The organism is Actinoplanes sp. NPDC049118 (genome assembly GCF_040648555.1).
In the GTDB taxonomy this organism is placed as follows: domain Bacteria; phylum Actinomycetota; class Actinomycetes; order Mycobacteriales; family Micromonosporaceae; genus Actinoplanes.
In genome coordinates, this window is the sequence record NZ_JBEZDY010000020.1 from 99,741 (window position 1) to 122,106 (window position 22,366).

General features: G+C 71.0%; 19 protein-coding genes. 6 read left to right on the forward strand and 13 right to left on the reverse strand.

Going from position 1 to position 22,366, the window contains the following annotated elements:
* Nucleotides 1-23 precede the first annotated feature (23 nt).
* Nucleotides 24-2,342 carry an EAL domain-containing protein gene (locus tag AB0B58_RS28865; RefSeq protein WP_360229883.1) on the reverse strand — a complete coding sequence of 773 codons (2,319 nt, stop codon included), beginning with the start codon at nt 2,340-2,342 and terminating at the stop codon, nt 24-26.
* Between the two features lie 211 nt (nt 2,343-2,553).
* Here AB0B58_RS28865 and AB0B58_RS28870 point away from each other — a divergent pair, with 211 nt between their 5' ends.
* Nucleotides 2,554-3,177 (forward strand): HAAS signaling domain-containing protein, encoded by a 624-nt coding sequence (locus AB0B58_RS28870; RefSeq protein ID WP_360229885.1) that lies wholly within the window; start codon nt 2,554-2,556, stop codon nt 3,175-3,177.
* A 22-nt stretch (nt 3,178-3,199) separates the two neighbouring features.
* Here AB0B58_RS28870 and AB0B58_RS28875 read toward each other — a convergent pair whose 3' ends face one another.
* The 8 genes from AB0B58_RS28875 to AB0B58_RS28910 all read right to left on the reverse strand — a co-directional run bounded on the left by AB0B58_RS28875 (nt 3,200) and on the right by AB0B58_RS28910 (nt 12,439).
* Complete coding sequence (locus AB0B58_RS28875) at nt 3,200-3,601, reverse strand: hypothetical protein (RefSeq protein ID WP_360229887.1); 402 nt, start codon at nt 3,599-3,601, stop codon at nt 3,200-3,202.
* Nucleotides 3,598-4,857: an ROK family transcriptional regulator gene (locus tag AB0B58_RS28880; protein ID WP_360229889.1), complete on the reverse strand. Its 1,260-nt coding sequence runs from the start codon at nt 4,855-4,857 to the stop codon at nt 3,598-3,600. Before AB0B58_RS28880 ends, AB0B58_RS28875 begins: the two co-directional genes overlap by 4 nt.
* A gap of 145 nt (nt 4,858-5,002) precedes the next feature.
* Nucleotides 5,003-6,100, reverse strand: a complete 1,098-nt coding sequence (locus tag AB0B58_RS28885) for a sugar-binding protein (RefSeq protein WP_360229891.1) — start codon at nt 6,098-6,100, stop codon at nt 5,003-5,005.
* Between the two features lie 75 nt (nt 6,101-6,175).
* Nucleotides 6,176-7,474: a multiple monosaccharide ABC transporter permease gene (mmsB, locus tag AB0B58_RS28890; RefSeq protein WP_360229893.1), complete on the reverse strand. Its 1,299-nt coding sequence runs from the start codon at nt 7,472-7,474 to the stop codon at nt 6,176-6,178.
* Nucleotides 7,471-9,018: a multiple monosaccharide ABC transporter ATP-binding protein gene (gene mmsA / locus AB0B58_RS28895; protein ID WP_360229895.1), complete on the reverse strand. Its 1,548-nt coding sequence runs from the start codon at nt 9,016-9,018 to the stop codon at nt 7,471-7,473. Before mmsA ends, mmsB begins: the two co-directional genes overlap by 4 nt.
* A gap of 197 nt (nt 9,019-9,215) precedes the next feature.
* On the reverse strand, nt 9,216-11,396 hold the full coding sequence (locus tag AB0B58_RS28900) for an MMPL family transporter (protein WP_360229897.1): 2,181 nt from the start codon (nt 11,394-11,396) through the stop codon (nt 9,216-9,218).
* A gap of 1 nt (nt 11,397) precedes the next feature.
* Nucleotides 11,398-11,937, reverse strand: coding sequence for a helix-turn-helix domain-containing protein (locus AB0B58_RS28905; RefSeq protein WP_360229899.1), 540 nt, complete (start codon nt 11,935-11,937; stop codon nt 11,398-11,400).
* An 82-nt stretch (nt 11,938-12,019) separates the two neighbouring features.
* On the reverse strand, nt 12,020-12,439 hold the full coding sequence (locus AB0B58_RS28910) for a MarR family transcriptional regulator (protein ID WP_360229901.1): 420 nt from the start codon (nt 12,437-12,439) through the stop codon (nt 12,020-12,022).
* Nucleotides 12,440-12,524: 85 nt separating this feature from the next.
* Here AB0B58_RS28910 and AB0B58_RS28915 point away from each other — a divergent pair, with 85 nt between their 5' ends.
* The 4 genes from AB0B58_RS28915 (at nt 12,525) to AB0B58_RS28930 (ending at nt 15,478) form a co-directional block, all read left to right on the forward strand.
* Entirely contained in the window at nt 12,525-14,321 is a 1,797-nt protein-coding gene (locus AB0B58_RS28915; RefSeq protein WP_360229903.1) for an ABC transporter ATP-binding protein, read from the forward strand.
* Between the two features lie 131 nt (nt 14,322-14,452).
* Complete coding sequence (locus tag AB0B58_RS28920; RefSeq protein WP_360229905.1) at nt 14,453-14,776, forward strand: hypothetical protein; 324 nt, start codon at nt 14,453-14,455, stop codon at nt 14,774-14,776.
* Between the two features lie 10 nt (nt 14,777-14,786).
* Nucleotides 14,787-14,948, forward strand: a complete 162-nt coding sequence (locus AB0B58_RS28925; protein ID WP_360229907.1) for a nucleotidyl transferase AbiEii/AbiGii toxin family protein — start codon at nt 14,787-14,789, stop codon at nt 14,946-14,948.
* The gene (locus AB0B58_RS28930; protein ID WP_360229909.1) at nt 14,945-15,478 is read left to right on the forward strand and encodes a nucleotidyl transferase AbiEii/AbiGii toxin family protein; all 534 of its coding nucleotides are present in this window, start codon (nt 14,945-14,947) and stop codon (nt 15,476-15,478) included. Before AB0B58_RS28925 ends, AB0B58_RS28930 begins: the two co-directional genes overlap by 4 nt.
* Nucleotides 15,479-15,509: 31 nt before the next feature.
* Here AB0B58_RS28930 and AB0B58_RS28935 read toward each other — a convergent pair whose 3' ends face one another.
* A complete protein-coding gene (locus tag AB0B58_RS28935; protein ID WP_360229912.1) occupies nt 15,510-15,878 on the reverse strand; it encodes a CU044_2847 family protein in 369 nt (122 codons plus the stop codon).
* A 133-nt stretch (nt 15,879-16,011) separates the two neighbouring features.
* Between AB0B58_RS28935 and AB0B58_RS28940 the strand changes: the two genes are divergently transcribed.
* Nucleotides 16,012-17,934 carry a peptide deformylase gene (locus AB0B58_RS28940; protein ID WP_360229914.1) on the forward strand — a complete coding sequence of 641 codons (1,923 nt, stop codon included), beginning with the start codon at nt 16,012-16,014 and terminating at the stop codon, nt 17,932-17,934.
* 61 nt (nt 17,935-17,995) lie between these two features.
* Here AB0B58_RS28940 and AB0B58_RS28945 read toward each other — a convergent pair whose 3' ends face one another.
* The 3 genes from AB0B58_RS28945 to AB0B58_RS28955 all read right to left on the reverse strand — a co-directional run bounded on the left by AB0B58_RS28945 (nt 17,996) and on the right by AB0B58_RS28955 (nt 22,337).
* The gene (locus AB0B58_RS28945; protein ID WP_360229916.1) at nt 17,996-18,955 is read right to left on the reverse strand and encodes a helix-turn-helix transcriptional regulator; all 960 of its coding nucleotides are present in this window, start codon (nt 18,953-18,955) and stop codon (nt 17,996-17,998) included.
* Between the two features lie 102 nt (nt 18,956-19,057).
* Nucleotides 19,058-20,383 carry an NAD(P)/FAD-dependent oxidoreductase gene (locus AB0B58_RS28950; RefSeq protein WP_360229918.1) on the reverse strand — a complete coding sequence of 442 codons (1,326 nt, stop codon included), beginning with the start codon at nt 20,381-20,383 and terminating at the stop codon, nt 19,058-19,060.
* Nucleotides 20,384-20,393: 10 nt separating this feature from the next.
* A complete protein-coding gene (locus AB0B58_RS28955; protein WP_360229920.1) occupies nt 20,394-22,337 on the reverse strand; it encodes a propionyl-CoA synthetase in 1,944 nt (647 codons plus the stop codon).
* Between the last annotated feature and the right edge of the window lie 29 nt (nt 22,338-22,366).

Genomic DNA, 22,366 nt, shown 5'->3' on the forward strand with positions numbered 1-22,366 from the left:
CTGTCCGCCCGCCGAGAGGTGTCTCAGGCGGTGACGGCCTTGTGCTGTGCCGCCAGGTGCTGCGCCGCCAGCAGGGCGGTGAAGTCCCCCGCGGCCATCGGCCGGGCCAGGTGATACCCCTGACCCAGGGTGTAGCCCAGGGCGCGCAGCTGCTCCACCTGAGCCTCGTTCTCGATCCCCTCGGCCACCGCCTCCAGCCCCAGCGCGTTCGCCAGCTGGACGACCGCGCGGGCGACCGCCTGGCGGGCGTCGCGCGCCGACGGGTTCGCGTCGTCGATCTCGATGCCGTCGACGAACGACTTGTCCAGCTTGACGATCGCGGCCGGGAACGCGCGCAGCAGGCTCAGCGACGACTCCCCCGTGCCGAAGTCGTCCAGGGCCAGCTTGATGCCGAGGCGGGCGAGCTCGTGCAGGGTCTGCGACACCTGGCTGCCGCGCAGCACGGCCGACTCCGTCAGCTCGAGCACCATGCGGTCGGTGGACAGGCCGTTGTCGGCGAGCGCCGCCAGCACGTCGGCGACGAAGTCCGGGTCGTGCAGCTGCCGGGCGGAGACGTTGACGGCCGGACGCTGCAGCGCGTCGGGGCCGAACTCGGCCAGCCAGGCCGCGGTCTGCCGGCAGGTCTCGCGCAGCACGAAGCGGCCCAGCTCGACGATCAGGCCGGTCCGCTCGGCGGCCGGGATGAACTCGATCGGCGGCACGGTGCCGCGGATCGGGTGGTCCCAGCGCACCAGCGCCTCGACGCCGACGATCCGGCCGGTGTCCAGCGCCAGCAGCGGCTGGTAGACGACCCGGAACTCGCCCGCGTCGAGGCCCCGGCGGATCTCGCCGCCGAGCTGGATGTGGGCCAGCACCGGCTCCTCCATGCCGGGTGCGTAGCGCACGTGGCCCGCCTTGCCGCGCTGCTTGGCCGCGTACATGGCGATGTCGGCGTCGCGCAGCACGCCGTCCACCGTCGCGCCCGGCACGACCGTCGTGATGCCGATGCTGGCCTGCACGAGCAGCCGGTGTTCGCTGATCGGCCGGCTCAGCGCGTCGAGGATGCGCTGGGCGACGGTCTCGCCTACCGTCGTCCCGCCGACGAGCAGCACGGCGAACTCGTCGCCGCCGATGCGCACCGGCAGGGCGTCGGCGCCGCACTGGTCGGCGAGCACCCGGGCCACCGCGACGAGCAGGTGGTCGCCGACGTCGTGGCCGAGCGAGTCGTTGACGGTCTTGAAGTCGTCCAGGTCGACGAGCAGCACGGTCGCGGGCCGCTCGGCCACGAGCGCGGCGTGCAGGGCGTCGCGGAACCGGGCCCGGTTCGCCAGGCCGGTGAGGCCGTCGTGGCTGACCTCGTGCTGCAGCCTCACCTCCTGGCCGCGGATGTCGCGCAGCAGCAGCCGGTTGTCGCGGAAGACCACGAACTGGCGGATCGCGACCAGGATGCTGATCAGCACCGCGGCGACCAGCGAGACCCGCCCGGGCCAGCGCAGGGGTCCCGCGGCGACCGCGATCAACGGCAGGTCCACCGCCGCGATCGCGAGGTAGGGAAGCAGCGTCGAGGACCGGCGCGACATGCGGCGGTGGCCGAGGGCCGCCTTGGCCTGCACCCGGACCGCGAGGACCAGCAGCACCGGTCCCAGCGGCAGCACCACGGCCTGCGCCGGAACCCCGCCGTCGTGCCCGAAGGTGGCGGCGAGCACGGCCACGCCGGCGGCGGTCAGGCCCACGGCGGCGACCATCCGGATCGCCGTGCGGTCGACCGCGCCGTCGCCGAGGTAGGAGACCTTGGTGACGCCGCCGATGGACAGCAGGAACGCGAGGCCGATCAGGGACAGGGTCTGCGTACTCCACCGCTCGTCCGCGGTCAGCATCGGTGCGAGCCCGAAGTGCCAGAGCACCGTCGCGCAGCCCAGGCAGGCGACCATCCGGTCCAGGTTCATGCGCCAGCGCTCGGCGGCGCCGGAGGTGCCGACCGGCACCCGGCCGACGGCCCACATGGCGAGGGTGAAGCCGAGGGCGATGGCCGCGGCGGCCACGAGCGGCATGTCCGGCGGCATGCCGCGGACGGAGTAGAACGCCGCGTGGACCCCCATCACCAGGTAGCCGAGGGTCATGGAGACGGCGGCGGCCAGCAGGGCGCCCCAGAACCGCCGGGCGACCGGGTTGCCGCGCACCGTACGCCAGAGGCCGAACAGGGCGGCGACGGCGACGCAGCCCTCGAGCGGCGCGGCCGCGTAGGCGATGGCCACGTGTCCCGCACCGACCGTGCTGTACAGCACGTACCAGAGCAGACTCGTGGCGGCGAGACCCGCGTTGATCCACACATAGCGCGTGAATGAACGCGTGTCGTCGGCCATGGTGTGTGCATCGGCCGCGGGGATATCGGGTGAAGGGAAACCCTGCCCTGTGGGTCAGATCACAACATGTCGTCGCTCACGGACGCCGGCACGGCGGATCAGCCGAAAGGCAGAGGGCGCCGGGGCTTCTCCGTCCCCGGTCGGATGTGTACCGGGGCGGCGCGGCGGAATGCTGACTGCACTGCCGCGCTCGAGCTCAGGGGGAAACCGGATGACGTCCGTACCGCACCACTACGACACGGCGCCGCTCGTGCACACGGACGTCCTCGTCCTCGACTACCTGGCCGCGCTCTGGGCCGCCAGCGAGGACCTCGAGCCGGGGTTGCGCGACGAGTTGATGGCCACGGTCGCCGACTACATCGCGATGCGCCGGACCTCCGCCGCCGATCCGATCGAGGACCCTCAGCTGATCCTGCACCGGCTGGGCCCTCCTGAGTCGCTCGCGGCCGCCGCCCGCCGCGGGCGGGTCCCGGCCCACCTGCGGCGGCCTGCCCTGCCCGCGCCGGCGCCGCCGGCCGGGCCGGCACCCTCCGGTCATCTCGAGTACGCGGGGATAGCGCTGCTCACCGTCGGATCCGTGGTGCTGCCGGTGATCTGCCCCCTCGCCGGGCTGCTGCTGGTCTCCGGCTCGCCGCGGTGGAGCCCGGCGCAGAAGACGGCGGCCTGGGTGCTCACCGCGCTGCCCGCGCTGCTCACCTTCGTGCTGGTGCTGGGCGCGCTGGCCTTCGGCGGCGGACCCGAGGTCCTGGTCCTCGGCTATCTGGCGATGGTCGCGGGCGCCGTCATCGCGGGTCTCTCCCTGCTGCCCGGCCTGACGGCGCGGCGGCGGTACTGACGCCGCGGCGGTACCCGGGGGGTCAGGCCTCGGCCGGGCGGCGCAGCGTGGCGCGGGCCAGCATCGCGATGGAGAACGCGGAGTGCGCCAGCAGCAGGCCCAGCACCCGGAACACGCCGCCGGCCAGGAAGCCCGCGCCGACCGCGGCGACCGCGCCGGCGGCCACCGAGAGCACTCCCCCGATCGCCGCCTGCGTCACGCCGGCCGTGCCCCGCACGACGGCCACGAAACCGCACACCGCGGCGGCGAGGGCGAGCAGCAGCACCACCTGGGTGGCGGGCGAGCCGAAGGCCGCCTGGTGCGCCACCTCGGGAACGCCGGAGCAGAGCGCGACCGCGACCGGGAGCTCGAGCAGCGGCGGCAGCAGCCACATCAGCTGGGCCGACCAGCGGTCGGTCGCCGCGCTCGCCGTCGATCCGGTCATGGAACGCCTCCGTCGGTAGATCCGTGTCCAGTCTCCTCCTGCACCGCAACCCCGGCGTTCAGCGGGTCCGCGAGCAGTTGGTCGAAGGCCAGTTCCGCCGCGCCGATCAGGGCGGCGTCGCGGCCGAGCGCCGCCGCACGCAGCCGAACGCGCTCGCGGGAGGCGGGCAGCGCGCTCCCGTCGAGGCGGCCCCGCACCACGCCGGCGCCGGCGGCGTAGACCTCCCGCAGCGAGCCGCCGAAGACCACCAGGCCGGGATTGACCACGTTGACCAGGTTGGCCACGCCGAGGCCCAGCCAGTCGGCGACCCGATCGACCGCCGCGCGGGCCGTACGCTCGCCGCGCGCGGCGGCGCGCAGCACCTCACCCACCGCGCCGGGCTCCGCGGGCTCCCGGCCGGCGTGCCGCAGCAGGGCGGCCGCGGAGATCTCGGTCTCCCAGCAGCCGCGCGAACCGCAGCCGCACGGCAGGCCGTTCGGGTTCACGACCATGTGGCCGACCTTGCCGCTGTGCCGGCGATGGCCGGAGACGAGCCGGCCGCCGGCGATGATGCCGGCGCTGACGCCGAGGTCGCCGTGCAGGTAGACGACGTCCTCGAGGCCCACCGCGACTCCGCGGACGTGCTCGGCCAGGGCGGCGATGTCGGCCAGGTCCCCGGCGACGAAGCCCGGCCCGGGCGGGAACTCGGCGTGCAGGGCGGCGCCCAGCCCCGCGTCGGCGCGACCGATCCGGATCCGGCCGTCGGCGTCACGGGTCGTGTCCGCCACGGCCACGGCGCCGCCCGCGCACCGGGCGCCCTCGGCGAGGCCGCGTTCCATGTCACGCACGAGGGCGGCCAGCGGGCCGACCGCGTCGGCGGGCGGCATCCCCGGCGGGCGGCCGACCTCGCGCAGGTCCAGGAGGCGACCGCCGAGGCCGACGCAGGCGGCGCGGAGCCGGTCGGACTCGATGCTCAGCGCCTGCGCGTAGACGCCGCCGGAGCGGGGGCTGACCACCAGCGAGGGCCGGCCGGCCCGGCGCGCGGTGGTCGGCGCCTCCTCGGTGACCAGCCCGGTGGCCGCCAGGTCGGCGGCGAGCGCCCCGATGGTGCTGCGGTTGAGTCCGAGGCGGATGGTCAGCTCGGCGCGGGAGGTCGGGCCTCGCAGGTGGACGTAGCGCAGCACGGCGCCGAGGTTCTGCCGGCGGATCTCCTCCTGGCCGGCGCCGGGCGCCGCGGGCGCCTCCGGATGCGGTCCGGACCGCGCGGGTGTCGGCACGGTCGGGACCTGCCTTCCGGATCGGTACCGCGGTACGGGCCTGTGTGCTTCCCGCCGACCTTGTCGGCGTCTCGACGACGAAGGGTCCCCGGAGACGAGCTCCGGGGACCCAAGGGTCGTCAGTTACTACCCTGCGTTGCGTTGATTACTTGGTGAGCGGCGCGAGCTTCGGGTCGTTCGCGTACGCCTCGGCCGCGTTCGCCTTGGTGACGGCGACCGGGGGGAGCAGGTACGTGTCGACGACCTTGCTGCCGTTGTTGTAGGACTTCTGGTCGTTCACCTGCGGGGTGCCACCGGTCTGGAGCGCCTTGACCATGTTGATGGTCTCCTTGACCAGGGTCCGGGTGTCCTTGTTGATGGTCATGTACTGCTCGCCGGCCATGATCGACTTGATCGACTCGACCTCGGAGTCCTGGCCGGTGACGACCGGGACGGGCTTGCCGGCACCCTTGATCGAGGTGATGATCGCGCGGGCCAGCGTGTCGTTCGGGGAGAGGACGCCGTCCAGCGTCTTGCTGCCGTAGGCGGCGGTCAGCAGCTGGTCCATGCGGGCCTGCGCACCCTCGGCCTTCCAGCCCTGGATGGCGGTCTGCTTGACGTCAGTCTGCTTCGAGGCGACGACGAGGTTGCCCTTGTCGATCTCCGGCTTGAGGACGTCCATCGCACCGTTGAAGAAGACACCGGCGTTGTTGTCGTCCGGCGAGCCCGAGAAGAGCTCGATGTTGTACGGGCCGGTCGCCTTCTTGGCCTTGAGGCCGTCCAGCAGGGCCTGGCCCTGGAGCTGGCCGACCTTGAAGTTGTCGAACGCGACGTAGTAGTCGAGGTCCGGCGTGTTGGTGATGAGGCGGTCGTACGCGATGACCTTCGCGCCGGCCTTGTGCGCCGCGGCGACCTGGGTCGACAGCTGCGCGGCGTCGGTCGCGCCGATGACGATGACCTTCGCGCCCTTGGTCACCATGGCGGTGATCTGCGCCTGCTGGTCGGCGACCGTGGTCGACGCGCCGGCGTACTGCACGTCGCTCTGGAAGCCGGCCTCCTTCAGGCCGTTGGTGAACAGGTCACCGGCGAGGACCCAGTTCTCCGAGGTCTTGGCCGGCAGAGCCACACCGATCAGGGAGTTGGCCGCGAAGCCCTTGGCCGGGGCCTCCGTGCCGGACTCGTCGTCACGACCGCCGCCGCAGGCCGTGAGGGCCAGCATCGAGATGGCGCCGATGGCCACCGTCTTGGCAAAGAAAGTACGCATGAGGGGGTGATGCCCTTCTTCAGAGAGGTGATACGGGTGATGGGTGTTGCGGGTGGTGAGAGGGGTCGGTGACCGTCAGCCGGACACCGTCGTCTTGGCGGGTTCGTGGCCCGCGGTCGACGATGTTGCCGGTACGGCGGGCGCCTCCCGGCGGAACGGGCGCATGATGCTTCCGATGATGGAGAAGCGCCCCTGGCTCTTGTTGTAGACGTCGAGCGCGACGGCCAGCAGCAGGACCAGACCCTTGATGACCTGGACCTGGTCGGAGCCGACGCCCAGGAGCTGCAGGCCGTTGTTGAGCACGGCCATGACGAGACCACCGACGATGGAGCCGCTGATGGTGCCGATGCCGCCGGATACCGCCGCGCCACCGATGAAGACCGCGGCGATCGCGTCCAGCTCCCAGCCGATGCCGTCCTGCGGGCCGGAGGCCTGTGAACGCGCCACGAAGATCATGCCGGCCAGGGCGGCCAGGACGGACATGTTCATCATGACCAGGAAGTTGACCCGGCGGAGCTTGACGCCGGACAGCTCGGCGGCGCGCGAGTTGCCGCCGACCGCGTAGATGTGCCGGCCGCCGGCCGTGTTGCGGGTGTAGAACGAGTACAGGATCACCAGCGCCACCAGGATGATGCCGGAGATCGGGAAGCTGGTGCCGACGCGGCCGCTGGCGAAGCGCAGGGTGGCGAAGAGGATCACGCCGACCATGACGGCGATGCGCAGGACCGAGATCCACATCGGAGCGGTGTCGGCGTCCATCGCGTGGCGGGTCCGGCGGGACTGCACCTCGCGCCACACGACGGCCAGGCAGGCCGCAACGCCGAGCAGCAGCGTCAGGTTGTTGTAACCGGTCTTCGGGCCGACCTCGGGCAGGTAGCCCGAGCCGATCGACCAGAAGCCCTCGGGCACCGGGACGGTGCTCGCGTTACCGATCCACTGGTTACCGCCACGGAAGATCAGCATGCCGGCCAGCGTCACGATGAACGCCGGCACCCCGATGTAGGCGACCCAGAAGCCCTGCCAGGCTCCGATGGCCGCGCCGACCAGGAGGCCGAAGACGATGGCCAGGGGCCAGGGGAGGTCCCATTCCGCCATGGACTTGGCGACCAGGATGCCGGCGAAGGCGGCGACCGAGCCGACCGAGAGGTCGATGTGCCCGGCCACGATGACCATCAGCATGCCGATCGCGAGGATCAGGATGTAGGAGTTCTGCTGGAACAACGCGATCAGGTTGTCCGAGCGCAGGGTCAGGCCGTCGGTCAGGATCTGGAACAGGACGACGATCGCCACGAGGGTGAAGATCATCCCGAACTGACGGGCGTTGGAGGTGGTGCCTCCGAAGAGGTTCTTCTGAAGGTCCTTGAATCGGCTCATCGCGTCTGCATCTTCTTCGTCGAGGTCATCTGCTTCATGAGGGTCTCCGGGTCCGCGTCCTGCCGGGGGATGTCGCCGGTTATGGAGCCTTCGAACACGGTGTAGATGCGGTCGCAGAGCCCGATCAGCTCAGGCAGCTCCGAGGAGATGACGATGACGCCCTTCCCCTGGTCGGCGAGCCGCTGGATGATGCCGTAAATCTCGTACTTCGCGCCCACGTCGATGCCGCGGGTCGGCTCGTCGAGGATCAGCAGGTCGGGGTCCGTGAACATCCACTTCGCCAGGACGACCTTCTGCTGGTTGCCGCCGGAGAGCTTGGAGACTCCCTCGTCGACGGTGGGCGCCTTGGTGCGCAGTTCCCTGCGGTAGCCCTCGGCCGCCTTGTACTCCGCGACCTCGTCGATGACGCCGCGGCGGGTGATCTTGGAGAGCTTGGCGGCCACCGTCGACGTCTTGATGTCGTCGAGCAGGTTGAGGCCGATCGCCTTGCGGTCCTCGCTGACGTACGCGAGGCCGTGCGCGATGGCGTCCGCCACCGACTTGAGCACGATCTCCCTGCCGTCCTTGATGATCGTGCCCGACTCCCAGACGCCGTAGGACCGGCCGAAGACGCTCATCGCGAGCTCGGTGCGGCCGGCGCCCATCAGGCCGGCGAAGCCGACGATCTCGCCGCGGCGCACCACGAAGTTCTCGTTCTTGCAGACCTGGCGCTCGGCGGAGATCGGGTGCCGCACGTTCCAGTTGCGCACCTCGAAGAAGACCTCGCCGATCTTCGGCGTGTGGTCCGGGAACCGGCTGCTCAGCTCGCGGCCGACCATGCCACGCACGATGCGGTCCTCGTCGACGCCGTCCGCCTTGATGTCCAGCGTCTCGACGGTCCGGCCGTCGCGCAGGATCGTGATCTGGTCGGAGATCGCCTCGATCTCGTTCAGCTTGTGCGAGATCATGATCGAGGTGATGCCCCGCTCGCGGAAGCCGCGCAGCAGGTCGAGCAGGTGCCGGGAGTCGGCCTCGTTCAGCGCGGCGGTCGGCTCGTCCAGGATGAGCAGCTTGACGTCCTTGGCGAACGCCTTGGCGATCTCCACGAGCTGCTGCTTGCCGACGCCGATGTCCTTGATCAGGGTGTCGGGGTCCTCCTGCAGGCCGACCCGCGCCATCAGGTCCAGCGCCATCCGGTTGGCGGCCTTCCAGTCGATCGCGCCGCGCCGGCGGGGCTCGTTACCGAGGAAGATGTTCTCGGTGATCGACATGTCCGGGATGAGCGCGAGCTCCTGGTGGATGATCACGATGCCCGCGTGCTCGCTGCCGCGGATGTCGTGGAAGCGGGTCTCGGCACCCTGGTAAACGATGTCACCGTCGTACGTGCCGTACGGGTAGACGCCGCTGAGCACCTTCATCAGCGTCGACTTGCCGGCGCCGTTCTCGCCGCAGATGGCGTGGATCTCTCCGGCGCGCACGACGAGGTTGACGTCGGAGAGGGCCTTGACCCCGGGAAACTCCTTGGTGATGGAGCGCATCTCCAGGAGGATGGGCGCGTCGCTCATAGGTCGCACCACCTCGCCAATGTCATGGATGCCTCCGGGAGGGTCTCGCTCGTCACATGGTTTTGTTGCCGAAGGCAACCTATTCAGAGCGGAAGATGATTCGCAAGTTTTCTAGATCACCGTTCCGGTAACAATCCGGCAATGAAGAGCCGGGGCGTGCTATCGCACGCCCCGGCTCGGGTGGTTCCACGGTTGGTTCAGACGGTCACAGGTTCCCGTTCGGGCTGCTCAGTGAGGTGATCGCGGAGCCGCTCCCCCTCGATGTCGACGTTCGGCAGACCCCGGTCCAGCCAGCGCGGCAGCCACCAGGCCGCGCGTCCGAGCAGTGAGATGACCGCCGGCACGATGGTCATCCGGACGACGAACGCGTCGATCGCGACACCGATCGCGAGCGCGAAGCCCATCGACTTGATCACCGGGTCGTCGAGCAGCACGAAGCCGGCGAAGACCGAGGTCATGATCAGCGCGGCGGCGGTGACCACCCGGGCGCCGTGTCCCATGCCGCTGATCGTGGCCGCCTGCGCGTCGGCGCCGTGCACGTAGTCCTCGCGCATCCGCGAAACCAGGAACACCTCGTAGTCCATCGCGAGGCCGAACAGGATGCCGATCAGCAGGATCGGCAGGAAGCTGATCAGCGGGCCCGGGGTGTCCAGGCCGACCAGGTCGCTCAGGTGCCCCTCCTGGAACACCAGCACCGTGACCCCGAAGGTCGCGCCGACGGTCAGCAGGAAGCCGAGCGCGGCCTTGAGCGGCACCAGCACCGAGCGGAACACCAGCATCAGCAGCAGCACCGACAGCCCGACCACCAGCAGCAGGTAGACCGGCATCGCGTCGGACAGCTTCTCCGACACGTCGATGCCGACGGCGGTCTGCCCGGTCAGGGCCACGTCCGCGCCGCTCACCCCGGCGACCCGGTCGCGCACCTCGTGCACCAGGTCCTCGGTGGCGGCATCGAGCGGGCCGGTCGTCGGAATGACCGCCAGCAGGGCCGTGAGCTTGTCGCCGCTGAGGTTCGGCGGGGTGACCGCGAGCAGGTCCGGCGTGCCCTGCAGCACCTGGTTGACCTGCTGGACGGCGGCGGCCGTCCGCTCCGGGGAGTCGCTCGAGACGACCAGCGCGAGGCGGCCGTTGAAGCCCGGGCCGAAGCCCGCGGTGATCAGGTCGGCGGCGTCGCGGGCCGCCGTACCGGCGGGCGCCGCGGTCGCGTCGGGCAGCGCGACCCGCATGTCCATGGCCGGCACGGCCAGGGCGCCGAGGCCCAGGACCCCGACCAGGATCACCGGCACGCGCAGCCGGGTCACGATCCGCGCCCAGCGGAAGCCGAAGGCCTCCTTGGCGGTGTTCGAGGCCGGGCCGCCCCGGCCCGACCGCAGCCGGCGCGGCAGCACCCGCTCGCCGGCGAAGCCGAGCAGCGCGGGCAGCAGCGTGATGGCGACCAGCACCGCGACCGCGACGGTGCCGGCCGCGGCCAGGCCCATGACGGTCAGGAACGGGATGCCGACGACGGCGAGCCCGGCGAGGGCGATGACGACGGTGACGCCGGCGAAGACGACCGCGGAGCCGGCCGTGCCGACCGCGCGGGCGACCGCCTCCTCGCTCGCCAGACCGTCGACCAGGTTCTGCCGGTGCCGCGACGTGATGAACAGCGAGTAGTCGATGCCGACCGCGAGGCCGAGCATCAGCGCCAGCACGGGAGCGGTGCTGGTGAGGTCGACGACGCCGCTCAGCGCGAAGAGGCCGGCCATGCCCGCGCCGACGCCGATCAGCGCGTTGAGCATGGTCATCCCCGCGGCCACCAGCGAGCCGAACGTGACGACCAGGACGACCAGGGCGATGAGGACGCCGATGCCCTCGGTGCCGCCGACCTCGGGCTCGGAGTTCATCACCTCGCCGCCGTGCTCGACCCGCAGGCCGGCCGCCTCGGCGGCGGCGCCGCTCGCCTCGTACGCGGCGCGCTGCTCCTTGGTGATGGCGTCGACCCGCCCGGCGAACTGCACCTGGACCAGGGCGTGGCGGCCGTCCCGCGAGAGGGCCTTGACCGCGTACGGGTCGACCGCGCCGATCGCGCCCGGCAGCTGCGAGGCCTCCTTGACCAGGCCCTGCACCGCCGGCATGAGCTTCGGATCGGTGAGCGTCGCGCCCTGCGGCGCGGCGACGACGATGGTGCCGGTGGCGCCGCTGGCCTCGGGGAACTCCCGCTGCAGGGCGTCGATCGCGCGCTGCGACTCGGTACCCGGCATGGTGAAGTTGCTCGCGGTCGGGCCCTTGAACGCCAGCGCCGCGCCGCCGAGCGCGGCCAGCAGCACGAGCCAGAGGACTACCACGAGTTTGCGTCGCCGGAACGAGGCCCGGCCGAGTCGGTACAGCAGGGTTGCCATCTCAGTCCTTGTCGTGAGGGGTGATCAGGGCACGTTTGGCCACGGCGACGAGCGCTTCGCGCATGTCCTCCCCGGCCTTGTCGATGACGACGCCGGCGATGCCGCCGAGCAGCACCTCCGCGGCGAGGCAGTCGACCGGTTCGAGGGACCGGCCGGCGAGCGCGGCGCACAGGTTGTCGATGTGCGGGCGGAGGAAGGCGAACGCGGGCTCCTGCAGGAACCGCGCCGCGTCGCCGTAGATGAGGGCCGCCTCCTGGCGGTACCGCAGCACCAGGTCCACGAAGCCCTCGATCGCGGCCACCTGGACGGCGGGTCCGTCGAGGGCGGAGAGCCGTTCGTCGAGGGCGGCGAGCTCTTGCGCGGCCGGGGCGATCAGGGCGGCGAGGATCGCGTCCTTGCCGGCGAAGTGGTAGAGCAGCGTCGCCTTGGAGCAGCCGACCTCGGCTGCGATCTCCTGCAACGAGGTGCCCTTGAAACCGACGTGGGCGAACTGCGCGGCGGCGACGGCGAGGATCTCGTCACGGGTACTCCTGCGGGGCATGCGTTCCAGCATGCCTGACCGATCGGTCAGATCCTGTCCGATCGGTCAGGAAAGTGACGGAGGCAACTGGGCGCCGCCGGGATCAGTCGCGCAGCTCCCGCAGGATCCGGGCCAGCTCGGCGCGGTCGCTCCCGCTGAGGCCGGCGAAGAAGCGCTCCGCCGCGGCCTGCCGGGCCGCCTTGATCGCCGCGCCGGTCGCCGTGCCCGCCTCGGTGAGCGTCACCAGGGTGGCGCGCCGGTCGGCCGGGTCCGGCCCGCGGGCGACGAGCCCGCGCTCCTGCAGGTCGTCGACGACCTCGGTGGCCGAGCGGGCCGCGATCCGCAGGTGCTCGGCGAGCGCGCCCGGGCGCATCGGCCCGTGGCGCCACAGGACGTTGAGCGCCCGGCCGTGCGACGGCGAGACGTTCAGCGGCTCGAGGGTCTCGCGGTTGAGGTGCCGCAGGTTGCGGGCGACGGACCAGAACAGCTCGGACAGGTTGTCGTCGGCGGCGGCGCGGTCCACCGGAATACCGTACCAGCGATTGCGGTTGTAACCTCATGTTGAGGTAACCTCAGCTAATCCCCGTACCGGAAGAAGGTTGTCGCTCTTGGAATCGCCACCCGCGGAAGGCGGCCGGAAAGGCCGCGCCCACACCGTCACCGCCGCCGAGAAGAAGCAGGCCAGAGAGGTCTCGCTGCGCCGCATCGGCCGGCTCTTCACCGCACACCGACTCCAGCTCGCCGTCGTCACCGCGATCATCGTGGCGTCCTCCGTCATCGCCATGGCCGCGCCCTTCCTGCTCCGCGAGGTCATCGACCGCGCGCTGCCCCGGCAGGACCTGGGGCTGCTGGTCGCCCTGGTCGCCGGCATGGTCGCCGTCGCCGCCGTGACCTCCGCGCTCGGCGTCGTGCAGACCTGGATCTCGACCACCGTCGGCCAGCGGGTCATGCACCGGCTGCGCACGGACGTCTTCACCCACCTGCACCGCCAGTCCGTGGCGTTCTTCACCCGGACCCGGACCGGCGAGGTGCAGTCGCGGATCACCAACGACATCGGCGGCATGCAGTCGGTGGTCACCTCGACCGCGACCTCGATCGCCTCGAACCTCACCACCGCGGTCGCCACCGCGGTCGCCATGGCCGCCCTGTCCTGGCAGCTCTCCCTCGTGTCGCTGGTCGTGCTCCCGCCGGCGATCCACCTGACCCGTCGCGTGGCGCGGATGCGCAAGGAGATCACCGCGCGGCGCCAGCGCGAGCTCGCCGACCTCAACGTGACCGTCGAGGAGGGCCTGTCGATCAGCGGCGTGCAGCTGAGCAAGACCATGGGCACCGGCCCCGCGCTGGTCGAGCGCTTCACCGCCTCGTCCGCCCGGCTCATCGACCTGGAACTGCGCTCCGAACTGGCCGGCCGCTGGCGGATGGCCGCGATGAGCATCGTCTTCGCCGCCATTCCGGCGCTCATCTACCTCAGCGCCGGGCTGCCGCTGACCGCCGGCACGCTGAGCATCGGCACCCTGGTCGCGTTCACCGCCCTGCAGGCCGGGCTGTTCCGGCCGCTGATGGGGCTGCTGGGCGTCGGGGTCTCGCTGACCAGTTCGCTCGCCCTCTTCGCGCGCATCTTCGAATACCTGGACCTGCCGGTCGAGGTGGACGATCCCGCCGAGCCCGTGGTCCCGGACCGGCCCGTACGCGGGCACCTGCGCTTCGAGGACGTCACGTTCGCGTACCCGGGCAGCGCGACCGCCGCGGTCGCCGGCCTCACCCTCGACGTCCCGGCCGGCACGTCGCTCGCCCTCGTCGGCGCGACCGGCTCCGGCAAGAGCACCGTCGCCGCGCTGATCGCCCGGCTCTACGACCCCGACGCCGGCCGGATCACCGTCGACGGAATCGACATCCGTGACCTGCGGCTGGCCGACCTCGCCGGCATCGTCGGCGTGGTCAGCCAGGAGACCTACCTGCTGCACACGACCGTGCGGGAGAACCTGCGCTACGCCCGGCCGGACGCGACCGACGAGCAGATCGAGCAGGCCGCGCGGGCCGCGCAGGTCCACGACCTGATCGCGGGCCTGCCGGACGGCTACGACACCGTCGTCGGCTCGCGCGGGCACCGCTTCTCCGGCGGCGAGAAGCAGCGCATCGCCATCGCCCGGACCCTGCTACGCGACCCGCGGATCCTCGTCCTGGACGAGGCGACCAGCGCGCTCGACACCTCGACCGAACGGGCCGTGCAACGCGCGTTCGACGAACTGGCCCGCGGCCGGACCACCGTGACGATCGCGCACCGGCTGTCGACGGTCCGCGACGCCGACCAGATCGTGGTCGTCGACCGCGGCCGGATCCTCGAGTCCGGCGACCACGACAGCCTGGTGTCGGTCGGCGGCCGCTACGCCGCCCTGGCCGCCTGACCCGGGCCGCGGCGCCCGGGCGGTTGCGCGACCGCGGTCGACGATGACGCACGTCAGGGCGTACGGGGCCGCCCTGCCGCTCGGACTCCGGGACTCGGGCCGGGCACCGCGGCGGGGCTACGATGGTCGCCATGACCAGCGAGGTACTCCCCTCACGGTTCAGCACCGCGGCGGAGCGCATCCCCCACTGGGACGAGCTGTGCGGGCCCACCGCCGGCGTCGTGGTGCTGCCGAACCGGTTGTGCTGGTCCGGACCGGACGACTTCGATGTCACCGATCCCGCCGAGCGACTCACTCTCTACACCCTGCTGATGAGCTGTGGGCAGCGCGCCGACGTCGCCGCCTATGTCAACGGGGCACTGCTGCGCCGTGATTGGCAGAAGGTCAAACGGCTTACCACCCGGGAGCTGACCGACGTGTGGGAGCAGCGGTTGCCCCAGCTCGCGCAGGCGTGACCACGGCGCGGTGGACGGCTTTCATCGGGCGCTGACCGAGATCGTGTTCCACGCCGGCGACGATCTGGGCCTCGTCCTCGCCGGCGGGTACGCGATCAGCGCGCACAATCTGACCAGCCGGCCGTCCCAGGACGTCGACTTCGCAACCGCGGCGGCCGTGCCGAGCCGGTGATCGTCGACCGGCTGTCGGCCGCATTTCGCGACGCAGGACTGACCGTCACCGTCGCCGACCTCGCCCCGCGGATGGCCCGGCTGACCGTGACCGCCGGAACTCAGTCGTGCGAGGTCGACCTGCTCAAGGAAGCGATCGGCCCGCCGGTCCGGATGGACATCGGGCCCGTCCTGGCGCTGGACGACGCGGTCGGGATGAAGGTCGCGGCGTTGCACGACCGGGCCACACACCGCGACTTCATCGACGTGCACGCCGCGGCGACGCGCGGCGGATACCCGCTGCGTGACCTGGAACGTCTCGGCCGTGTTCACCAGCCGGCGCTGGCCCTCACCGACCTGGCGAGCCGCCTCGCCTCGATCGAGCTGCGAGACACTCGCCGCTTCCTGGACTACGGGCTGAGCCGCGAGGACCTGGCCGGCCTGATTCGGTGGGCACACCGGTGGGCGGACGACATCGAGTCACGCGTACCCCAGGAGCACGATCCGGGGAACCGCAGCGGTACCGACTGGGACAACTACCTCGACACGTGAGTGAACGCCACGAACCATATCGTTCACTCGCCTAGCCGGCTTCCACCTCGACCTCGTCGGGGAAGGTGGCCGGGCCGGAGCGCCATTTGACGGTGAGTTTGATATTCGCCTCGGCGGTGCCCTTCGTGAGGATGATTCCGTGTTCGCCGCCGATCTTGAGTCCGAACTCGAGGGCGATTTCGTCGGGCGACAGACGGCTTTCGCGAACCCGGCTCAGAATTGTGTCGAGTGTCGGAATCACCTGCTGCAGCGCGGAGTTCAGCGAGTACGTCAGTCGCGCGGCGCGCCCGGTGGCGGCCGCGAGCTGGACTCCCTCGTCCTGTTCGTCGAGCGTCGCCTCGACACTGATCCGATCGTCGCTTCCGTCGCCGATGGGAATACTGAGGACGACGTCCGTCAAGGTCTCTCCTCCGGGGCTCGCTTGCCGGTCCTGCCGTTCCGACTAGGCTACTGTCCAGAGTCGCCTCCGGCGGAGGCGGAGGTCTGGAGGGGCGTTGGCCAGGGCTGAATACGCGGTCGCACAGGTTCTCGACATGAATGGCGATCGCGTCGGACTGGGCTTCCTCGTTGCGGACCGCCTCCTTCTGACGTGCGCCCATGTCGTCAACGCGGCGCTGGGCCGGGAACTGCGCTCCCTCGATCGGCCCAGTTCGGGAGCCTCGGTCTACCTTCGGTTCCCGTTCATCGGCGCCGCCAACGAGCAGACCGAGCGAAGGTCGGTGTTGGCCGACTGGCTACCGGTCGCGGACGCGTTCGACCAGACCGACGTCGCCCTGCTGCACCTGGCCGAGCATGTCGAGGCCGATCCGCTGCGGCTGGTCGAGTTCCACGAGCGGGTCGAGGTCCAGATGATGGGCCCGGCGCCGAACCGCGCGCACGACGGGTACGCCTCCGGGGTCGTCATGGGGTCGACCGACAAGGCGCGGCTACAGGTCGACGAGCAGGTGAGGGGCGTGTTCCGCGCGCGGCCGGGCTTCAGCGGCGGCCCCGCCTGGCGCCCGGGGACCCGTGACGTCGTCGGCATGCTCCAGTCGGTGGGCCGGGGCGACTCCGCCGTGGACGTCTACGTCATCAACTCCAGCATTCTCACCCCCATCGTGCAGGGGTCGGGAATGGACCGCAGCACCCAGCTCGTGCGGGAACCGTCGCCGGACGCCGGCGAGCTCGTGGTGGAGAAGGATCATGCCACGCTGCGATTTGACGGCGAGGTCTACACGCTCACCCAGCGCCGGCTGCTCCTCAACGCGTCCTCCCAGCCGGTGACCCAGTACCTGATGCGTATCCACGTGGAGCGGTTCCCGTACGACCCGATCCGGAGTCATCTCTTTCATCTCGACAATCCGCTGAACCTGGCGTCGGTGAATCTGAAGGCGTGGTCGATTTTCGAGAACAACCGGCGCGAGACGATGCGCGCCGAACGGCTGTTCAAGCAGGACCCGGCCACGCTGGAGGTCTGGCTCGAGTTCCACAACCGGATCAGCGAGAACTTCTCGACCGAGTTCCCGGTCTACTCGGGCGAGCGGCGCTGGATCGAGTACTCCTATCAGATGCCCGACTTTCAATGGGGCCCGTGGTTCCAGCGCAATGTGCGGCTGAAGACGGAGGTGTTGTCGGTCGAGCTCGATTTCCCGCTGTCGCTGCGGCCCGAATGCCGTGGGCGTGAGATCTCCGTCTACGGCGATCAACCGTTGCCGACGCCGATCGTCCGCCGCGAGGCCGGCGATCGGATCCTCTTCGACTGGTCCACGAACTCCACCGGCTCGAGTCCCCGCGTCAACCACCGATATCGCTTCGACTGGTATTTCAAGAACGACCGGCGTACGGCCGAGTCGCCCGAGAGCCTCAGCGAGCTGATGCAGGAGGTCGGCATCGTGCAGCGCGGCGATCCCATACTCGGCCCCTCCGGCAAGGCCTCGGCGGAGCCGCCGTTGCTGACCCCGGCGATGCTCGCCGAGCGCCGCCTGCGCGCCTCGACCCAGTTCGATCTTCCGGGTGAGGCGGACGCGGCACGCTGGGTGATCGACAGCCTCTACGCGGCGATCCACCGCGCTATCGAGCGCTACACCTATCAACGCGGGCGGGGCATCACGGGGATCGCGGCGCCGCAGATCGGGATCGACCGTGCGGCCGTGATCGTGCGCGAGCCCGGCGCCACCAAGTTCGTGGAGTTGCTCAACCCGAGGGTGCTCCGGGTCGCGGACGAGACGCAGAACTACGAGGGCTGCCTGAGCATGTTCGACTGGCGCGGCATCGTGGCCCGGCCGAACTTCGTCGAGGTGGAGTACGAGGACCTCGCCGGCATCCGGCGCATCACCCAGTTCAGCCAGAACATGGCGCGGTCGGTCATGCACGAGATCGACCACCTGAACAAGGCGCTCTTCGACGAGGTGCGGGTGCCCGGGACCCGGCTCATCCCGGTGGACGAGTACCGGTCGGTCACCCGGGAGAAGGGTTGAGGTGGGCACCCAGCTCGCCGGGTGCTGTTCGAGCTGCGCCGGGTGCGGTCCCTCGCCGAGGTCAGCGTCGGCCTGCTACCGGCTCTCGTGACGAGGCGTGCTCGAAGAGCGGGGAAATGATCTTCCAGTCGAAGCGGTACTGGTTGGTCAGGGCCGGCCTGGCCGTGCTCCAGCTGTAGTACCTGACGCCGTCCAGGATCCAGGACTTGATCTCGGTGGGAAGGACACGGTCGCCGCTCCAGGTCACCTCGCGGGCGGTCAGCCGGACGCCCAGCCGCTCCGGGAAGTTGAGCGAGACGGACAGCCGCTCGGTCGGCCACCGGACCTCCCGCTCGAACCAGTCTCCCCACTTCGTGAGGGGTACCCGGTACTCGCAGTTGACGATCGCCGACTCGCCCGGGTAGACGGGCTTGAGGAGCCCGTGCGGCTCGAACCGGATGTAGATCTTCTTGTAGGCGTCGCGGTCGTGCAGTACGTCCCAGGTGGTCGGCTCGCCGTTGAAGGTGGCCTGGAAGTCGATCTCGTCCAGGGTGACCGGGTTGTTGCGGTAGAAGAGCCTGGACTGCGACGAGTCGGTCGGGTGGGCGTCGACCTCGATCCGCACCGGGAACCTCGTCACCGGCTGCCCGGTGCCGTTGTGGAGCTCCCGCTGGATGGTGATCTGGTAGAAGCCGTCGTCGCTGCGGGTGAGGTGGGCCTGCTCCGACCGGACCACGAGGCCCGGCGACATGCCGGCCGAGAAGTACCGGTCGGCGGGTACCGCCCGGGAGTGCCGGTTGGAGGAGGCACAGAACTCGTCGAAGGCGGCGATCAGCTCGCCGTCGGCACGCAGGACCGCGTCGGCGCGCGCCGCGAACTCGTACGTCGGCCGGTGGCGCCCGTTCTCCATGTGGCTCACATAGGACGGGTCGAAGTCGATCAGCCGGGCCAGTTCCTTCTTGTTCAGGTGCTGAGCCTCACGAAGGCGAGCCAGCGTCGTGGCGAACGGTGTCGCGATCTCCTCGGCCCGATCGTCATTCATGTGTGTGTCACCTCTTCGCGGGAGCTCAAGTATCCATGGCTTGCGCTCCACAACGCAATGTGATGCGGGATGTGCGGAGCGTTCGGACTCGGCCGGGCGCGATCAGGAGGGCCGGGACCGGTCCGGCCCGCGGCGGTCGAAGGGGTCGCCGTACTCGCGGACCGCGGCCCGGGCGAAGGCCTGCTGGAACGTCGACACCCGCTCCGAGCGCCCCCGGCCCAGGAAGCTCACCGCCCAGTGCAGCACCGCCGTGAGCCGGTTCTTGAAGCCGACCAGGTACAGCAGGTGCACGGCGAGCCACATCAGCCAGCCGAGGAAGCCGGACACCCGCACCCGGCCGACGCTCGCCACCGCCGAGAAGCGGGAGATCGTCGCCATGCTGCCCTTGTCGAAGTACCTGAACGCCGCGCCGGTCTCGCGGCCGCCGAGGCGGCGCTTGATCTGGTCGGCGACGTGCCGCCCACTCTGGATCGCCACCTGCGCGACGCCGGGCAGCGCGTCGAGCGACATCATGTCGCCGACCGCGTAGATCTCGGGGTGCCCGGGCAGCGAGCAGTCCGGGTTCACCTGGAGCCGGCCCGCCCGGTCCGTGCCGGCGCCGGTCGCCGCGGCGATCCGGGCGGCCAGCGGGGGCGCGGCCACGCCGGCGGCCCACATCTTGGTCATCGACTCGATGCGCTGGCGTCCCCGCGCGGTCTCCACCTCGATGCCGGTCGCGTCGACGCCGACCACCCGGGTCTCCAGCTCGACCTCGACGCCGAGCAGGTGCAGCCGGCGCAGGGCGCGGGTGGACAGGTGGTCGCCGAAGGTGTTGAGCACCGCGGGAAGCGCGTCGACCAGGATGATCCGGGCCCGGCGCGGGTCGATGTGCCGGTACTGCCCCGGCAGGTTGCGGTGGGCCAGCTCGGCGATCTGGCCGGCCATCTCGACGCCGGTCGGCCCGGCGCCGACGACCACGAAGGTCAGCCACCGCTCGGCGTCGGCGGGGTCCTCCTGCAGATCCGCCAGCTCGAACGCGCCGAAGATGCGGGCCCGCAGCTCGAGCGCGTCGTCGATGCTCTTCATGCCGGGTGCGTGGTCGGCGTAGCCGTCGTTGCCGAAATAGGACTGCGACGCGCCCGCGGCGACGATCAGCGTGTCGTACCCGACGGTGTAGTCGATGCCGGGAGCCTCGACCGCCAGGGTCTTCGCCGCGACGTCGATGTCGGTGACCGTGCCGAGCTTCACGTCCACGTTCTGCTGGCGCCTGAGGATCTCCCGGATCGGCGGGGCGATCTCCCCCTCCGACAGGATCCCGGTCGCCACCTGGTAGAGCAGCGGCTGGAACAGGTGGTACGCCGTGCTGTTGATCAGTGTGACGTCCACCGGGGCCTTGCGCAGGGACTTCGTGGCAAAGAGTCCGCCGAAGCCGGCTCCGACGACCACCACTCGGTGCCGATCAGGTCCTTGAGGCATCAGGCGTCTCCGATGGTCGTTGATCGTCCTGCGCCAACGCTATCAACGGCCGGCCGGTGAGGATCGGCCGCAGGGCGTCCAGGACCGCGGGATCCTCGATGGTCGAGGGCACCGGCACCGGTGTGCCGTCGGCGATGCCGCGCATCGTGCGGCGCAGTATCTTCCCGGAGCGGGTCTTCGGCAGCCCCGGCACGACGTCGACCCGGCGGAACGCGGCCACCGGGCCGATCCGGTCGCGGACCATTGCGACCAGTTCGGCCGCCAGCCGCTCCGGCTCGGCGCCCGCGCCCGCCTTCAGCACGACGAAGCCGCGCGGCGCCTGGCCCTTCAGCGGGTCGCTGACGCCGATCACCGCGCACTCGGCGACCGCCGGATGCGCGGCGAGCACCTCCTCCATCGCGCCCGTCGACAGGCGGTGGCCGGCGACGTTGATGACGTCGTCGGTGCGGCCCATCACGTACAGGTAGCCGTCCGCGTCGAAGCGGCCGCCGTCGCCGGTCAGGTAGTTGCCGGGGAACGCCGACAGGTAGTCGCGCCGGTAGCGCTCGTCGTCGCCCCACAGGGTCGGCAGGCAGCCGGGCGGCAGCGGCAGGCCGATCACGATCGCGCCGTCCTCGCCCGGCGGCACCTCGGCGCCGTCCGGGTCCACCACCCGCACCCGGTATCCGGGCACCGGGACCGACGGCGTGCCGGGCCTGGTCGGCAGGGCCTCCAGGCCGCGCGGGCTGGCGGCGATCGGCCAGCCCGTCTCGGTCTGCCACCAGTTGTCGATCACGGGTACGCCTAGCCGCTCCCCCGCCCACGCGTACGTCTGCGGGTCGAGGCGCTCGCCGGCGAGGAACAGCAGGCGCAGGGCGGACAGGTCGTAGCCCCCGATCAGCCCGCCGTCGGGGTCCTCCTTCTTCACCGCCCGGATGGCCGTCGGCGCCGTGAACATGACGTTGACCCGGTGCTGCGCCGCCACCCGCCAGAACGCGCCGGCGTCGGGGGTGCCGACCGGCTTGCCCTCGTAGAGGACCGTCGTCGCACCGGTCAGCAGCGGTGCGTACACGATGTAGGAGTGTCCGACGACCCAGCCCACGTCGGACGCCGCCCAGAAGACGTCGCCCGGGCCGCATGCGTAGATCGCGCTCATCGACCAGCGCAGCGCGACGGCGTGGCCGCCGTTGTCGCGGACCACGCCCTTGGGGCGCCCGGTCGTGCCGGAGGTGTAGAGGATGTAGAGCGGGTCGGTCGCCGCGACCGGCACGCACCCGGCGGGCTCGGCGCCGTCGACGGCGTCGTCCCAGGTCAGGTCGCGCCCGGGCACCAGGTCGGCCAGCAGCTGCGGGCGCTGGAGGATCACGCAGTGCCGGGGCTTGTGCTCCGCGAGGTCGATCGCCCGGTCGAGCAGCGACTTGTACCCGACCACGCGGGCCGCCTCGACGCCGCAGGAGCTCGCCACGATCACCCGGGGTCGGGCGTCGTCGATGCGCGCCGCCAGCTCCGGTGCGCCGAAGCCGCCGAAGACCACCGAGTGGACCGCGCCGAGCCGGGCGCAGGCCAGCATCGCGACGACGGCCTCGGGGACCATCGCCATGTAGATCACGACCCGGTCGCCGCGCTCGACGCCGAGCCGCCGCAGGGCGCCGGCGAAGAGCGCGACCCGGTCGCGCAGCTCGGCGTACGTGTAGGTGCGCACGCTCCCCGTCACCGGGCTGTCGTGTATCAGCGCCGGCTGGTCGCCCCGGCCCGCGGCGACGTGCCGGTCGAGCGCGTTGTGGCAGGTGTTGAGCCGCGCGCCGGGGAACCAGTGGTACAGCGGGGCGGCGCTGTCGTCGAGGATGCGCCCGGGCGGGACGTCCCAGTCGATCGCCTCGGCGGCGTCGCGCCAGAAGCCCTCGGGGTCGCGGAGACTGCGGTCGTACGCCTGCCGGTAGTCACCCATGTTGCGATGGTGACCACCGGCAGGCCGCT

What these genes read in the sequence shown, in the direction of transcription:
- AB0B58_RS28920 (WP_360229905.1), top strand. Translation starts at nt 14,453, where the DNA reads ATGACCAGCGAGGTACTCCCCTCACGGTTCAGCACCGCGGCGGAGCGC.
- AB0B58_RS28905 (WP_360229899.1), bottom strand. Translation starts at nt 11,937, where the DNA reads ATGCCCCGCAGGAGTACCCGTGACGAGATCCTCGCCGTCGCCGCCGCG.
- AB0B58_RS28875 (WP_360229887.1), bottom strand. Translation starts at nt 3,601, where the DNA reads ATGACCGGATCGACGGCGAGCGCGGCGACCGACCGCTGGTCGGCCCAG.
- AB0B58_RS28955 (WP_360229920.1), bottom strand. Translation starts at nt 22,337, where the DNA reads ATGGGTGACTACCGGCAGGCGTACGACCGCAGTCTCCGCGACCCCGAG.
- AB0B58_RS28940 (WP_360229914.1), top strand. Translation starts at nt 16,012, where the DNA reads ATGAATGGCGATCGCGTCGGACTGGGCTTCCTCGTTGCGGACCGCCTC.
- mmsA (WP_360229895.1), bottom strand. Translation starts at nt 9,018, where the DNA reads ATGAGCGACGCGCCCATCCTCCTGGAGATGCGCTCCATCACCAAGGAG.
- AB0B58_RS28870 (WP_360229885.1), top strand. Translation starts at nt 2,554, where the DNA reads ATGACGTCCGTACCGCACCACTACGACACGGCGCCGCTCGTGCACACG.
- AB0B58_RS28885 (WP_360229891.1), bottom strand. Translation starts at nt 6,100, where the DNA reads ATGCGTACTTTCTTTGCCAAGACGGTGGCCATCGGCGCCATCTCGATG.
- AB0B58_RS28865 (WP_360229883.1), bottom strand. Translation starts at nt 2,342, where the DNA reads ATGGCCGACGACACGCGTTCATTCACGCGCTATGTGTGGATCAACGCG.
- AB0B58_RS28900 (WP_360229897.1), bottom strand. Translation starts at nt 11,396, where the DNA reads ATGGCAACCCTGCTGTACCGACTCGGCCGGGCCTCGTTCCGGCGACGC.
- mmsB (WP_360229893.1), bottom strand. Translation starts at nt 7,474, where the DNA reads ATGAGCCGATTCAAGGACCTTCAGAAGAACCTCTTCGGAGGCACCACC.
- AB0B58_RS28945 (WP_360229916.1), bottom strand. Translation starts at nt 18,955, where the DNA reads ATGAATGACGATCGGGCCGAGGAGATCGCGACACCGTTCGCCACGACG.